The sequence below is a fragment of the Geobacter hydrogenophilus genome (genome assembly GCF_018501225.1).
In the GTDB taxonomy this organism is placed as follows: Bacteria; Desulfobacterota; Desulfuromonadia; order Geobacterales; family Geobacteraceae; genus Geobacter; species Geobacter hydrogenophilus.
In genome coordinates, this window is sequence record NZ_JAHCZI010000010.1 from 1 (window position 1) to 14,534 (window position 14,534).

The following is a 14,534-nucleotide window of genomic DNA, read 5'->3' on the forward strand; positions in this document are numbered from 1 at the left end:
CCGACTGACGCCGCCACCTACACCACGGCCACCAAGAGCGTCACCCTCACGGTGAACAAAGCCACTCCGACCATCACGTGGGCAGCGCCAAGCGCCGTCTACGTCGGCAGCACTCTCAGCAGCACCCAGTTGAACGCCACGGCCAACGTTGCCGGCAGCTTCACCTACACCCCGGCTTCCGGGACGGTGCTGAACACGGTCGGGATCCAGACGCTGTCCGCCTCCTTTGCCCCGACTGACACCACGAACTACAACGGCGCCACGGCGAGCGTGGGCCTCCCGGTTGTTGCCAAGCAGGTGCCGACCATCACCTGGACAGCGCCTGGAGCGATCACCTACGGGACCGCGCTCAGCGCCACCCAACTGAACGCCTCCGCTGGCACCGTGGCTGGAACCTTCACCTATTCACCGGCCTCCGGCACCGTCCTTAACGCCGGAACGCAGACCCTGTCGGTCACCTTCACCCCGACTGACACCGCCACCTACACCACGGCCACCAAGAGCGTCACCCTCACGGTGAACCCGGCCAGCGCCACGGTAGCCCTTGCAGGCCTTACCGCCACCTATGACGGCAGCGCCAAGGCCGCCACCGCCACCACCAACCCGGCGGGCAAGACTGTCTCCATCACCTACGCCGGCAGCACCACCGCACCGACCGCGGCCGGTTCCTACGCCGTAGTTGCCACCATCACCGACGCCAACTACACGGGGAGCGCCACGGGGATCCTCGTTATCGCCAAGGCCACTCCTACCATCACGTGGGCCACGCCGACCGCCGTTCCCGTCGGCAGCGCTCTCAGCAGCACCCAGTTGAATGCCACGGCCAACGTTGCCGGCAGCTTCACCTACACCCCGGCTTCCGGGACGGTGTTGACCACCGCCGGGACCCAGACGCTGTCCGCCTCCTTTGCCCCTGCTGACACCACGAACTACAACGGCGCCACGGCAAGCGTGGGCCTCCCGGTTGTTGCCAAGCAGGTGCCGACCATCACCTGGGCAGCGCCTGCAGCGATCGCCTATGGGACCGCGCTTGGCAACGCACAGCTCAACGCCGTCGCCAGCGTTCCTGGCACCTACACCTACACCCCGGCCTCCGGCGCCGTCCTTAACGCCGGAACGCAGACCCTGTCGGTCACCTTCACCCCGACTGATACCACCACCTACGCCACGGCCACCAAGACCGTCACCCTCACGGTGAACCCGGCCAGCGCCACGGTAACCCTTGCAGGCCTTAGCGCCACCTATGACGGCAGCGCCAAGGCCGCCACCGCCACCACCAACCCGGCGGGCAAGACTGTCTCCATCACCTACGCCGGCAGCACCACCGCACCGACCGCGGCCGGTTCCTACGCCGTAGTGGCCACCATCACCGACGCCAACTACACGGGGAGCACCACGGGGACCCTCGTTATCGCCAAGGCCACTCCTACCATCACGTGGGCCACGCCGACCGCCGTTCCCGTCGGCAGTACTCTCGGCAGCACCCAACTGAACGCCACGGCCAACGTTGCCGGCAGCTTCACCTACACCCCGGCTTCCGGGACGGTGCTGAACACGGTCGGGACCCAGACGCTGTCCGCCTCCTTTGCCCCGGCTGACACCACGAACTACAACGGCGCCACGGCAAGCGTGGGCCTCCCGGTTGTTGCCAAGCAGGTACCGACCATCACCTGGGCAGCGCCTGCAGCGATCGCCTATGGGACCGCGCTTGGCAACGCACAGCTCAACGCCGTCGCCAGCGTTCCTGGCACCTACACCTACACCCCGGCCTCCGGCGCCGTCCTTAACGCCGGAACGCAGACCCTGTCGGTCACCTTCACCCCGACTGATACCACCACCTACGCCACGGCCACCAAGACCGTCACCCTCACGGTGAACCCGGCCAGCGCCACGGTAACCCTTGCAGGCCTTAGCGCCACCTATGACGGCAGCGCCAAGGCCGCCACCGCCACCACCAACCCGGCGGGCAAGACTGTCTCCATCACCTACGCCGGCAGCACCACCGCACCGACCGCGGCCGGTTCCTACGCCGTAGTGGCCACCATCACCGACGCCAACTACACGGGGAGCGCCACGGGGACCCTCGTTATCGCCAAGGCCACTCCTACCATCACGTGGGCCACGCCGACCGCCGTTCCCGTCGGCAGTACTCTCGGCAGCACCCAACTGAACGCCACGGCCAACGTTGCCGGTACCTTCACCTACACCCCGGCTTCCGGGACGGTGCTGAACACGGTCGGGACCCAGACGCTGTCCGCCTCCTTTGCCCCGACTGACACCACGAACTACAACGGCGCCACGGCAAGCGTGGGCCTCCCGGTTGTTGCCAAGCAGGTACCGACCGTCACCTGGACAGCGCCTGCAGCGATCACCTACGGGACCGCGCTCAGCGCCACGCAGCTGAACGCCTCCGCTGGCACCGTGGCCGGAACCTTCACCTATTCACCGGCCCTGGGGACGGTGCTGAACGCCGGAACGCAGACCCTGTCGGTCACCTTCACCCCGACTGACACCACCACCTACGCCACGGCCACCAAGACCGTCACCCTCACGGTGAACCCGGCCAGCGCCACGGTAACCCTTGCAGGCCTTACCGCCACCTATGACGGCAGCGCCAAGGCCGCCACCGCCACCACCAACCCGGCGGGCAAGACTGTCTCCATCACCTACGCCGGCAGCACCACCGCACCGACCGCGGCCGGTTCCTACGCCGTAGTTGCCACCATCACCGACGCCAACTACACGGGGAGCGCCACGGGGGCCCTCGTTATCGCCAAGGCCACTCCTACCATCACGTGGGCCACGCCGACCGCCGTTCCCGTCGGCAGCACTCTCAGCAGCACCCAACTGAACGCCACCGCCAGCACAGCCGGCAGCTTCACCTACACCCCGGCTTCCGGGACGGTGCTGAACACGGTCGGGACCCAGACGCTGTCCGCCTCCTTTGCCCCGACTGACACCGTCAACTACAGCACGGCAACGGCAAGTGTTAACCTTACAGTGAACGCCGTTACCAAGCAGACTCCTGTCATCACTTGGGCAACGCCGGCGGCAGTGTCTGCGGGTACGACTCTCAGTAGCACTCAGCTCAACGCAACTGCCGACGTTCCGGGCAGCTTCACCTACACCCCTGCTGCCGGGGCAGTCCTGAACACCGTTGGCACCGTAACTCTCTCTGCCACCTTCACACCGACCGACACCGTCAACTACAGCACGGCAACGGCAAGTGTTAACCTCACAGTGAACGCCATTACCAAGCAGACTCCGGTTATTACCTGGGCAACGCCGGCGGCAGTGTCGGTTGGTACAACTCTCAGCAGCACTCAGCTCAACGCCACTGCCAACGTTCCGGGCACATTCACCTACACCCCGGCTGCCGGGACAGCCCTGAACACCGCAGGCACCGTAACTCTCTCCGCTACCTTCACGCCGACCGACACCGTTAACTACGATACGGCATCGGCGAGCGTGAACCTCACAGTGAACGCCGTTATCACCAACCAGCCACCCGTGATCACATCGTCTCCGGTTACAGCAGGGTACAAGGACGGGTACTACTACTATCAAGTGACGGCTTTGGATCCGAACGGTGCCGCTATCACTTACTCCCTGCCGACACGTCCGTCTGGTATGACCATCAACGCGACAACCGGTCTCATCTACTGGCGGCCAGGAAGCACCGGCACCTATTCGGTGACGGTTAAAGCAACGGATCCCTCTGGGCTTTCCGCAAGCCAGAGCTTCAGGATTTCCGTAGTAGACAGTTCTTCCAACAGCTCGCCGAAGATAACCTCGACGGCTGTGACCAAGGCAGTCGTTGATACAGTGTATGCCTATGATGTGAATGCAACGGATTCCAATGGGGATACGGTATACTTCAGACTGTCATCGGCACCGTCAGGGATGACTATTGATCCTCTCAGCGGACTCATCAGCTGGACGCCGACCGCATCACAGACCGGCTCGCAATATGTGAGTGTCCAGGCGGTCGACAGCAAGGGAGGAAGAATTTCTCAGAACTTCTACATTACGGTGTCACAGTCATCCAGTACCAATAACCAACCGGTGATTTCTACCTCGCCGGTAACAAGCGCCACCGTGGGACGTTCTTACTCCTATGATGTCAACGCAACTGACACTGATGGGGATACTCTGAGCTACAAGCTGACGACCGCCCCCAGCGGCATGGCTATTAGTTCAAGCACCGGTATCATTACATGGGTTCCATCGTCTTCGCAGACCGGATCCAACAGTGTGACGGTCGAAGTGACTGATGGCAAGGGAGGAAGCGACACCCAGAGCTTCACCGTATCGGTCGCGGGAAGTACAACGAGCAATGGGGCACCTGCATTCACCTCCACTCCAGTGACCACCGCAGTTGCCAGGAAGTATTACACCTATAACGTTGATGCCGTTGACCCGAATGGCGACACCATTAAATATTCGTTCGCCAAAAGGCCTGACGGTATGACGATCAATTCTTCTACTGGTTTGATCAACTGGTATGCATCCCGAACCGGCTCCTATAATGTTTCGGTGAAGGCTACCGATTCGAAAGGGTATTCTGCATACCAGAATTTCACCATTACCGTTGGGACGTCAGACCTGACGGCAGCCCCATTGTCCGTTAATTCGTGTGATGTTAACGGTGATGGTTCGGTCACCAGCGATGATATCAATGCGATCATTGCAGGGAGAGGGACTAACAATCTCTCTCTCGATATGGACGGTGATGGTGCTGTGACGTTGCTGGATGCGCGCGTCTGCGCCCTTCAAATGCAGAACTGAGGATTTGATGCTCTAAGCAAAATTCTGGTTATCGTATGAAGAATGACGGGGAGGTGTCGCGGACGCCTCCCCGTTTTTTTGCATGACCCCTGATGCTCGACGGCATTCACGGTTGCCCCCGATTTCGGAATAATGCTATAACCAATCAATTCCACATGATTCAGAGGTTTTCTTGAAGGCTTCCCTGGTTCGCCGTGTCTGGGTTACATTCTCTGCCCATGTAATCGGTTTCTATGCATCCACCATCAACAGGTTCCGGGTTAAAGGGATTGAAAACCTTCCGAAGGATGGCGGAGTCCTGATCGCCTCCAACCACATCTCCGCCTACGAAACCATTTTCATTCCCTGGGCCGTGTTGCGTCACTATCCACTGCAGATGGTCTGGGCTCCCGCCAAGGAAGAGCTTTTCACCAGCCGTTTTCAGCAGTGGCTCTATAGTTCGTGGGGTGCGTTTCCGGTCAAGCGGGGGCGTGACATCCGCGCCGGTAAGGTTATCAATGAGCTTCTCCGGACCGAAAAGGTGATGCTCTTCCCTGAGGGTACCCGCCATAAGGACGGAGTTCTTGGCCCTGGCAACCGGGGCGTAGGCAAGATTATCTACGACACGCGCCCCACGGTGGTGCCGACGGCCCTTGTCGGTCTCAATCGCTGGGAGTTTCCCGGTGTCGGCCAGGATGCCGCCATCGTATTCGGTAAATCCCTCGATTTTGCAGACCTGTATGTCCGCGAGGATAACAAGGAGACTCACCAGTTGATTGTCGAGCGGGTCATGACGGCCATAGCTGAACTTCTGAAGGCGGAAGGGGCCTATGTCAACAAGGGTTGAACTTTTCTGCGACGGTGCCTGCAGCGGCAATCCGGGTGTCGGCGGTTGGGGGGGCATCCTTCGGTGTGGCGCTACGGAAAAGGAGTTATCCGGCGCAGAGTGGGAGACCACCAACAACCGGATGGAGATGACCGCCGCCATCCGGGGGCTGGAGGCACTGACGCGTCCCTGTGAGGTTGTCGTCACCACCGACTCCCAATATCTGGTGAAGGGAATGACCGAATGGCTTCCGGGATGGATCCGGCGGGGGTGGGTGAACAGCAAGAAGGAACCGGTGCTGAACCGGGATCTCTGGGAGCGTCTCCTGGAGCTTTCCACGATCCACCGTATTCAGTGGACCTGGATTCGGGGGCACAACGGCCATTCCGAGAACGAGCGCTGTGACGCCCTGGCACGGGGGGCCATTGACGAACTCAGAAAGAAAGGTCAGGGGCGGCGGTGAACTACTTCATCGTTGAGGTGTCGGAGCAGGAGGTGAAGCGGGAGAAGGAAAAGGCCCGGGAGCTTCGCCGAAGCCAGTGGTGGAAGAACCGGATTGCCCGCGGCATCTGCCACTACTGCGGTGAAATCTTCCCGTCCGAGGAGCTCACCATGGACCACTTGGTGCCCATCGTGCGGGGCGGCAAGAGTACCCGCGGCAACGTGGTCCCGGCCTGCAAGGAGTGCAACAACCGCAAGAAGTACCTCCTTCCCGTGGAGTGGGAGGAGTATCTGGATTCGTTGAAAACCGAACCACCCGACAGTGAAGGGTAACCTTCACCAGCGGGCGGCATGGGGTAAGCGTGCGTTACAAGGCAGTGATCTACGATTGCGATGGGGTGATGTTCGACTCCTTCGAGGCAAACCTCGCCTTCTACCAGCGGATCATGGGGATGATGGGGCGCGAACCGCTCGACCGGTCCGACGAGGAGCAGATGCGCATCCTCCACACCTATGCCAACCGGGAGGTCCTCGCCCATTTTTTCCACAACCCGAGGGAGTGGGAAGAGGCGGTTCGCTGCGCCGGCCGGATCGACTATCGGGATCTGGTCCCCCTGATGGTCATGGAACAGGGGTTCCGTGAAACCCTTGATCAGCTTAAGGGTCGCGTGGAGCTGGCCGTCTGCACCAACCGGTCAACCTCCATGGATACCGTTCTGGAGAGCTTCGATCTTGCCCCTTACTTCGGCCTTGTCATGACCGCCTCGAAGGTGGACAACCCGAAACCCCATCCTGAGCCGCTCTTGAAAGTGGTTGAACACTTCGGTATCGAACCCGGAGAGGCCCTCTTTGTGGGTGATTCGGCCGTGGACTGCATGGCAGCCGAGGCCGCCGGGGTGCCTTTTGTCGCCTACAAGGCCGATCTCCCTGCCATGGCGTGCATCGACTGCCATGGCGATGTGATCGCTCTCGTGCGATCCTGAACCTTTCCCTCTCAATTCCCTTTTTACCTAAACTCCCAACACCTCCGCCAGCCGCAATACCTCGTCCTGGGGGCGTTTCTCTCCTTTGATGACGTCTTCCAGGGGGGTGGCGAGAATGGCGTTGCAGGAAAGTCCCACCATCACCCCGGAGTTGCCGGAGATGAGGAGTTCCACCGCCCGCTTGCCGAAACGGCTTGCCAGGAGCCGGTCAAAGACGGTCGGCGCGCCGCCGCGCTGGTAGTGGCCCAGCACCGTGACCCGCGTCTCGAAGCCGATGGCGTCCTTGATGCTGTCGGAGATCTCCTGAGCATGGCCGGCACCTTCGGCAAGGATGATGATGGCGTTGTCGCGCCCTTCCTCGAAGCGTGCCCGGAGCTGTTGGCAGATCTCGGCCAGGTCGTATTCCCGCTCAGGGACCAGGGCATACTCGGCGCCGGTGGCAATGGCGGAAATGCTGGCAAGATATCCCGAGTTGCGCCCCATGACCTCGATCACGAAGGCCCGGGCATGGGAGCTGGCCGTATCCTTGATGCAATCGACAGCGTAGATGATGTTGTTGAGGGCCGTGTCGACCCCCAGGGCCATGTCGGTGTACGGGATGTCGTTGTCGATGCTGGACGGGATCCCAACCACCGGCAGGCCGAGCCGATGCAACGCCAGTGCCCCGGTCAGGGAGCCGTCGCCCCCGAGCACCACGAGTCCCTCCACGCCCAGTTCCTTCAGGTTGTCCATGGCCTTTTGCTGCCCCTCGGGGGTCTTGAATTCCTGCGAACGGGCCGACTGGAGAAACGTGCCCCCCCGGTGGAGGATGCCTGAAACCGCCTTGGTGTCGAGGGGAATGGCGTCCCCTTTCATGAGACCCAGGTATCCTTTCCTGAAGCCCACCACCTCGATGTTCAGGCGGATTGCGGTCCGGACCGCCGCACGTATTGCCGCGTTCATGCCGGAGCAGTCGCCGCCGCTCGTGAGTATGCCGATTTTTTTCATTCTTTGTTCCTCTCCTGTAAGGTCCGCAGATATTCCATCCGTTCTTTGATCGTCTTTTCGTAGCCATGCCCGCGGGGGGCGTAAAAGGTCTTCCCCTGGAGCTTTTCGGGGAGATACTCCTGGGAGATGTGCCCCCCTTCGTAGTCGTGGGCGTACTTGTATCCCGCGTGGTATCCCAGATCCTTCATGAGCCGCGTGGGGGCGTTGCGGATATGGAGCGGAACGGGCAGGGCGCCGCTCTTCCTCACCTCTGCCAGGGCCGCGTCGATTCCCGCGTAGGAGGCGTTGGACTTGGGCGCGGTGGCCAGATACGTCACCGCCTGGGCCATGATGATCCGCCCTTCGGGCATCCCCACCAGCTGAAACGCCTGGAGGGCCGCCACCGCCACCTGGAGCGCCCGGGGGTCGGCGTTGCCGATGTCCTCGGAGGCGAGGATCACCATCCGCCTGAGGATGAAGAGGGGGTCTTCCCCCGCCTCGATCATCCGCGCCAGCCAGTAGAGGGCGCCGTCGGGGTCGCTGCCGCGCATGGACTTGATGAAGGCGGAGATGACGTTGTAGTGCTCCTCGCCCCCCTTGTCGTAGAGCAGGGCCTTCTTCTGGGCTGCTTCCCGGGCCGAGTCCAGGTCGATCTCGCCGTTTTTCGCCAGTCGCGCCGCCGTTTCCAGGGTGTTGAGGGCGATCCGGGCGTCCCCCTGGGCCTGTTCCGCCATGAAGGCGAGCGCCTCGTCGGAAACGGCAAGACCCCGGTTGCCAAGCCCCCGCTCCGGGTCGGCCAGGGCACGGCGCAGAATCGTCGTCACCTCTTCATCGGTCAGGGAATTGAGGACCAGGACCTTGCAGCGGGAGAGGAGTGGGGCGATGACCTCGAACGAAGGGTTTTCGGTGGTGGCGCCGATGATGGTGAAGACTCCCTTCTCTACGTAGGGAAGGAAGGCATCCTGCTGGGATTTGTTGAAACGGTGGATCTCGTCCACGAAGAGGATGGTGTTGGCGCCCCGGTACTTCCGCTCGTTCTCCGCCTCCTTGACGATTTCGCGGATCTCCTTCACGCCGGAAAGGATGGCGGAAAAGAAAATGAAGTGGGACTTGGTGGCGTTGGCGATGATACGGGCCAGGGTCGTCTTGCCCGAGCCCGGAGGCCCCCAGAAGATGAGGGAGGAAAGGGTGTCGGACTCGATGAGCCGGCGCAGGAGCTTTCCTTCGCCCAGAAGATGTTCCTGGCCCACGTACTCGTCGATGGTGCGGGGGCGCATCCGTTCGGCAAGGGGTGCGCCCCTGCCGGTTTCGGCCGCGGCGGTTGCGTCAAAAAGATCGGTCATCGGTCTGATTCTGCTCAGTCGGGTATCACATCGTGCTGCCGGTAGTCCAGAACCGGATGGACTTCAAAGGGTTTCACCCCCCAGATATCCCGGGCGTACTCGGCAATGGTCCGATCGCTGGAAAACTTGCCCATGCCGGCGCAATTGAGGATTGCCTTCCGGGCCCACTGTTCACGGTCCAGATAGAGCTTGCTCACTTCCTCCTGACAGGCCACGTAGGAGGCATAGTCGGCCAGGAGCATGTAGTGATCTCCCTGGTTGAGGAGGGTGTCGACGATGGGGCGAAAGAGGTCACGGTTGGCGGGGGAGAAGTACCCCTCGGCGATCATGTCCAAAACATTTTTCAGCTCGGGATTCTGGGTGTAGTAATCCCTCGGGTTATAGCCCCTGCGGCGCAGATCTTCCACCTCTTCGGCGTTCATGCCAAAGATGAAGATGTTGTCGCGCTCTACCTCTTCCATAATCTCGATATTGGCGCCATCGAGGGTGCCGATGGTGAGCGCCCCGTTCAGGGCGAATTTCATGTTGCCAGTTCCCGACGCCTCGGTCCCGGCGGTGGATATCTGCTCCGAAAGGTCGGCTGCCGGGAAGATCTTCTCGGCCAGGGAGACGCTGTAGTTGGCGAGGAAGACCACCTTGAGGCGGTCCCCAACCTGGGGGTCATTGTTGACCACATCTCCCACGGCATTGATGAGCCTGATAATCAGCTTGGCGATGGCATAGGCCGGGGCAGCCTTCCCGCTGAAGACCACGGTGCGGGGGACGAAGTCATCCTCCGGCCGTGCCTTGATCCGGTTGTAAAGGGTGATGACATGGAGCACGTTCAGCAACTGCCGCTTGTACTCGTGGATCCGCTTTACCTGGCAGTCGAACATGGAATCGGCATTCACCTGGACGCAGTTATGTTTCAGGATATACGCGGCAAGCTTTTCCTTGTTGGTTCGCTTCACCTGCTGCCACTGGGCAACGAAGGCCGGATCGTCCGCCAAGGGGCGAAGCTGCGTGAGCTTGTAGAGATCGGTGGTCCAGCCGTTGCCGATGGTGTTGGCGATGAGGTGCGCCTGATCAGGGTTGGCACACTTGAGCCAGCGGCGCTGGGTGATGCCGTTGGTCTTGTTGTTGAACCGCTCCGGATACATCTCGAAGAAGTCCTTGAAGACGTGCTCCTTGATGATTTCCGTGTGGAGTGCCGCAACGCCGTTCACTGAGTGGCTCCCCACCACGGCCAGGTTCGCCATCCGTACCCTTCGCTCCCAGTGCTCCTCGATGAGGGACATGCGCTCCAGTTTACCCACATCGCCCGGGAAGCGCGACCGCACCTCGGCAAGGAAACGGTCGTTGATCTCGTAGATGATCTGGATGTGCCGCGGCAGGATATGCTCGAAAAACCAGACCGGCCACTTCTCCAGGGCCTCGGGGAGGATGGTGTGGTTGGTGTAGGCGAAGGTTCTGGTGGTGATGTCCCAGGCGGTGTCCCAGTCGAGGTGGTGGTGGTCGATGAGGACCCGCATCATCTCGGGGATGCAGAGGGCCGGGTGGGTGTCGTTCAGCTGGATGGCAGCCTTCTCGGGGAGGCGCCGTAGGTCCTCGTGCTGTTTGTGGAAGCGGTAGATGACATCATGGACCGTGGCGCAGGCCAGGAAATATTCCTGCTTGAAGCGGAGCTCCTTCCCCTCCGGCACATTGTCCGCAGGATAGAGGACCTTTGAGATGTTTTCGGTGAGCATCTTCTTTTCGACGGCCCGGATGTAGTTCCCTTCGTTGAAGAAGGAAAGGTCGAATTCCCGGGTCGACTTGGCGGTCCAGAGTCGCATTGTATTGACGGTGTTAGTGTTGTAGCCGGGAATGGGGGTGTCGTAGGCCATGGCCATGACGTCCTCGGTATCGACCCAGTCGAAGACGGTGTTCCCTTGGGAGTCCTTGCGCTCCACCACTTTGCCGTAGAACTTGACCGGGTGGAGATGCTCCTGGCGGTCCATCTCCCAGGGATTGCGGTAGCGGAGCCAGTTGTCGGGGATCTCCACCTGGGCGCCGTCGGTGATGTTCTGACGGAAAATGCCGTACTCATACCGGATGCCGTACCCGTATCCCGGAATCCCCATGGTGGCCATGGAGTCGAGGAAGCAGGCGGCAAGCCGCCCCAGCCCGCCGTTGCCGAGCCCCGCGTCCTGCTCCCGTTCGATGAACTCTTCAAGGTCGTAGCCGAGTGAGTTCATGGCCTCGCGGAACTCCGCCAGGAGGCCGAGATTCACGAGGCTGTTCTCCAGGGTCCTCCCCATGAGGAATTCCATGGATACATAGTAAACGCGCTTGGGGTCTTCGTTGTAGTAAGCCTGCTGGGTGTCGAGCCACCGCTCCACCATCCGGTCGCGGACGGCGTAGGCGAGGGCATTGAAGATGTCATGGCGGGTGGCGGAGTACTTGTCCTTGCCCAGGGTGTACTCCAGGTGCTCAAGGAAGGACTTGATGATGAGCATCATGGTATCGAGTTCAGTGGAGTCGGAGCTGGTTGGAAATGCTTCATCATTCATGGGGTCACCTTAGGGGAAAGGGGGGCGGAAACCGGGGTGTTCAGGAGAAGACAGTACCCCTAAATGGCGGAATTTCCATTGGACATGCCCCCTGATCTGTGCTAGTAAATTCCATACTTATACCACAACTACAGGGTCGGCACGATGAAAAAAATCGCCATCTTCGCCAAGGTTCATGATCCCCGTTGCCAGGGTGTGGCGGGGGAACTGATCACCTGGCTCGAGCAGCGGGGGATCGTTCCGCTCGTTGAAGCTCATTTCGCCCGCCATCTGGGGCGCCCTGGCATTGCCTCCGAAGATATTCCCGATTTTGCCGACATGGCGGTGGTTCTGGGGGGCGACGGCACCCTCATCTCGGCTGCCAGGCTCCTGGGAGGGCGGGAAATTCCCATTCTCGGCGTGAACCTGGGGAGCCTCGGCTTTCTGACCGAGGTCACCCTGGACGAGCTCTATCCGGCCCTTGAAGCCTGCCTCGGCGGCGACTACCGGGTTTCGGAGCGGATGATGCTTGCCGCCACCGTGGAGCGGGGCGATGACATCGTCTTCTCTCATCGGGTGCTGAACGACGCGGTGATCAACAAGGGTGCCCTGGCCCGGATCGTAGACATGGAGAGCCTGGTCAACGACCACTACCTCACCACCTACAAGGCCGACGGCCTCATCATTTCGAGCCCCACCGGCTCCACCGGCTACTGCCTCTCGGCCAACGGCCCCATCGTCCATCCCGACCTCGAATGCCTCACCATTACCCCCATCTGCCCCCACACACTCACCAACCGCCCCATCGTCCTGGAGGCCAGCGCCGAGATCACGGTGCGGCTCATCTCCAAGAATGAGGATGTCTACCTCACCCTTGACGGTCAGGTGGGGATGGAGCTCAAGTGCGGCGACATCATCCGGGTGCGCCGGGCCGAGCACCGCACGCGCCTCGTCATGTCGCGGAGCAAGGACTATTTCGAGGTTCTCAGAACCAAGCTCAAGTGGGGTGAGCGGTAGTGCTCATCGACCTCTCCATCAGAAACCTCGCCATCATCGATACCCTCCATGTTCCGTTCCAACCGGGGCTCACGGTCCTCACCGGCGAGACCGGCGCGGGAAAGTCGATCATCATCGACGCGGTGAGCCTCATCATGGGGGGACGCGCCTCCGCCGACCTGATCAGGACCGGCGCCGAGGAGGCCACCGTGGAGGCGGTCTTTGCGCTTCCCGAAGGGACCCTACTTGCGGCCCGCCTGGCCGGGGCAGGGATAGAGTGCGACGGCGAGCTTCTGGTGAAACGGGTCGTGTCCCGCTCGGGGCGCAACCGGGTCTTCGTGGGGGGCGGTCTCTCCACCCAGGCGATTCTCGCCGATATCGCCCGTGAGCTCATCAATATCTACGGCCAGCACGAGTCCCAGACCCTCCTGCGGACCGACAACCACCTGGTCCTCCTGGATGGCTTCGGGGGACTCTTTTCCCTCCGGGAAGCCTATGCCGCCCTCTATGCCGATTACCGCGCTACCCTTGATCAAATCCGGGCGCTGGAGGAGGGGGAGCGGGAGGCGACCCGGCGGCTCGATCTTCTGTCGTTCCAGGCAAACGAGATCAGGGAGGCGGCCCTTCGTCCGAACGAAGATGAGGAGCTGGAGCAGGAACGGGGGCTCCTGGCCCACGGCGAAAAGCTTCTCTGCGCCAGTCAGGAGGCCTACGCCGCCCTCTACGGGGACGATGGCGCCGTGCTCGATCGGCTGGCCGAAGTGAAGGGGAAGGTGGCCGAGATAGCCGGCATCGACGGATCCCTCGGGCAGCTTGTGGACTCCCTGGCGGACGCCGCCGCCCAGCTGGAGGATGCCGCTCTCACCCTCAGAGATTACGCAGCCCGCGTGGAGGCCGATCCTGGGCGGTTGGAGCGGGTTGAGGAGCGGCTCGACCTGATCCGTCGGCTCAAGAAGAAATATGCCCCCACCGTGGAGGAGATCATCGCCTACGGCGAGGAGGCGGCCCGCGAGATGGAGCTCCTCGAAAACCGGGAGCGGACCCGCGGTGAGCTGGACGCGGCCCTGGAGAGGCTGCGCAAGGAGCTTGCGGCAAAGGGGGGAGAACTCTCGGCGAAACGTCGCGCCGTGGCGAAGGAGCTGCAAAAGGCCATGGAGCGGGAGATCCACCAGCTTGCCATGAAACACGCCCTCTTCGAGGTCGCCTTCGAGGAGTTTTCCGAGCCCCGGGCCACGGGGCTTGAGCGGGCCGAGTTCCTCTTTTCCCCCAACCCGGGGGAGGAGCCGAAACCCCTGACGAAGATCGCCTCCGGCGGGGAGCTTTCCCGGCTCATGCTGGCTCTCAAGCAGGTCCACCCCGAGAGCGACGTGCCGACCCTTGTCTTCGACGAGGTGGACACCGGCATCGGCGGCGCCACCTCGGCCCTGGTGGGGGAAAAGCTCAAGCGGGTGAGCAGGGGCCAGCAGGTTCTCTGCATTACCCATCTTCCCCAGGTGGCGGCCTTTGCCGACCACCACTACCTGGTTGAGAAGCGGGTGGAAGGGGGAAGGACCGCCACTGCCGTCACCCCGTTGGAAGGGGAGGCCCGGGTGGCGGAGATGGCCCGGATGCTGGGGGGGGTCACCATCACCGACCGGACCCTGGAGCATGCCCGCGAGATGATTGCCCACGGGGCCGGGGCGTAGAAACGGCCCAGCCGTTC

10 protein-coding genes are annotated in these 14,534 nt (G+C 61.8%); 7 read left to right on the top strand and 3 right to left on the bottom strand.

Features of this window, described 5'->3' with window-relative positions:
* From KI811_RS14015 to KI811_RS14035, 5 genes are all read left to right on the top strand, one after another.
* On the top strand, positions 1–4,788 hold a 4,788-nt coding region (locus KI811_RS14015; protein ID WP_214187102.1), incomplete at its 5' end, for an MBG domain-containing protein.
* Between the two features lie 172 nt (positions 4,789–4,960).
* Complete coding sequence (locus tag KI811_RS14020) at positions 4,961–5,614, top strand: lysophospholipid acyltransferase family protein (protein ID WP_214187103.1); 654 nt, start codon at positions 4,961–4,963, stop codon at positions 5,612–5,614.
* Entirely contained in the window at positions 5,598–6,056 is a 459-nt protein-coding gene (rnhA, locus tag KI811_RS14025; RefSeq protein ID WP_214187104.1) for a ribonuclease HI, read from the top strand. Before KI811_RS14020 ends, rnhA begins: the two co-directional genes overlap by 17 nt.
* Positions 6,053–6,367 (top strand): HNH endonuclease, encoded by a 315-nt coding sequence (locus tag KI811_RS14030; RefSeq protein ID WP_214187105.1) that lies wholly within the window; start codon positions 6,053–6,055, stop codon positions 6,365–6,367. Before rnhA ends, KI811_RS14030 begins: the two co-directional genes overlap by 4 nt.
* Positions 6,368–6,396: 29 nt before the next feature.
* A complete protein-coding gene (locus KI811_RS14035) occupies positions 6,397–7,017 on the top strand; it encodes an HAD family hydrolase (RefSeq protein WP_214187106.1) in 621 nt (206 codons plus the stop codon).
* A 27-nt stretch (positions 7,018–7,044) separates the two neighbouring features.
* Here KI811_RS14035 and pfkA read toward each other — a convergent pair whose 3' ends face one another.
* Genes pfkA through KI811_RS14050 form a run of 3 tightly spaced genes read right to left on the bottom strand, consistent with a single transcriptional unit; the run spans position 7,045 to position 11,857 of the window.
* Positions 7,045–8,004 (bottom strand): 6-phosphofructokinase, encoded by a 960-nt coding sequence (gene pfkA, locus KI811_RS14040; RefSeq protein ID WP_214187107.1) that lies wholly within the window; start codon positions 8,002–8,004, stop codon positions 7,045–7,047.
* Positions 8,001–9,326, bottom strand: a complete 1,326-nt coding sequence (locus KI811_RS14045; protein WP_214187108.1) for a replication-associated recombination protein A — start codon at positions 9,324–9,326, stop codon at positions 8,001–8,003. The genes pfkA and KI811_RS14045 overlap by 4 nt, the downstream gene beginning before the upstream one ends.
* A 14-nt stretch (positions 9,327–9,340) precedes the next feature.
* Positions 9,341–11,857, bottom strand: coding sequence for a glycogen/starch/alpha-glucan phosphorylase (locus KI811_RS14050; RefSeq protein WP_214187109.1), 2,517 nt, complete (start codon positions 11,855–11,857; stop codon positions 9,341–9,343).
* Positions 11,858–12,001: 144 nt separating this feature from the next.
* Here KI811_RS14050 and KI811_RS14055 point away from each other — a divergent pair, with 144 nt between their 5' ends.
* Together KI811_RS14055 and recN are read left to right on the top strand one after the other, a co-directional pair.
* Positions 12,002–12,853 carry an NAD(+)/NADH kinase gene (locus tag KI811_RS14055; RefSeq protein WP_214187110.1) on the top strand — a complete coding sequence of 284 codons (852 nt, stop codon included), beginning with the start codon at positions 12,002–12,004 and terminating at the stop codon, positions 12,851–12,853.
* Positions 12,853–14,517 (top strand): DNA repair protein RecN, encoded by a 1,665-nt coding sequence (gene recN, locus KI811_RS14060; RefSeq protein ID WP_214187111.1) that lies wholly within the window; start codon positions 12,853–12,855, stop codon positions 14,515–14,517. The genes KI811_RS14055 and recN overlap by 1 nt, the downstream gene beginning before the upstream one ends.
* Positions 14,518–14,534: the final 17 nt, after the last annotated feature.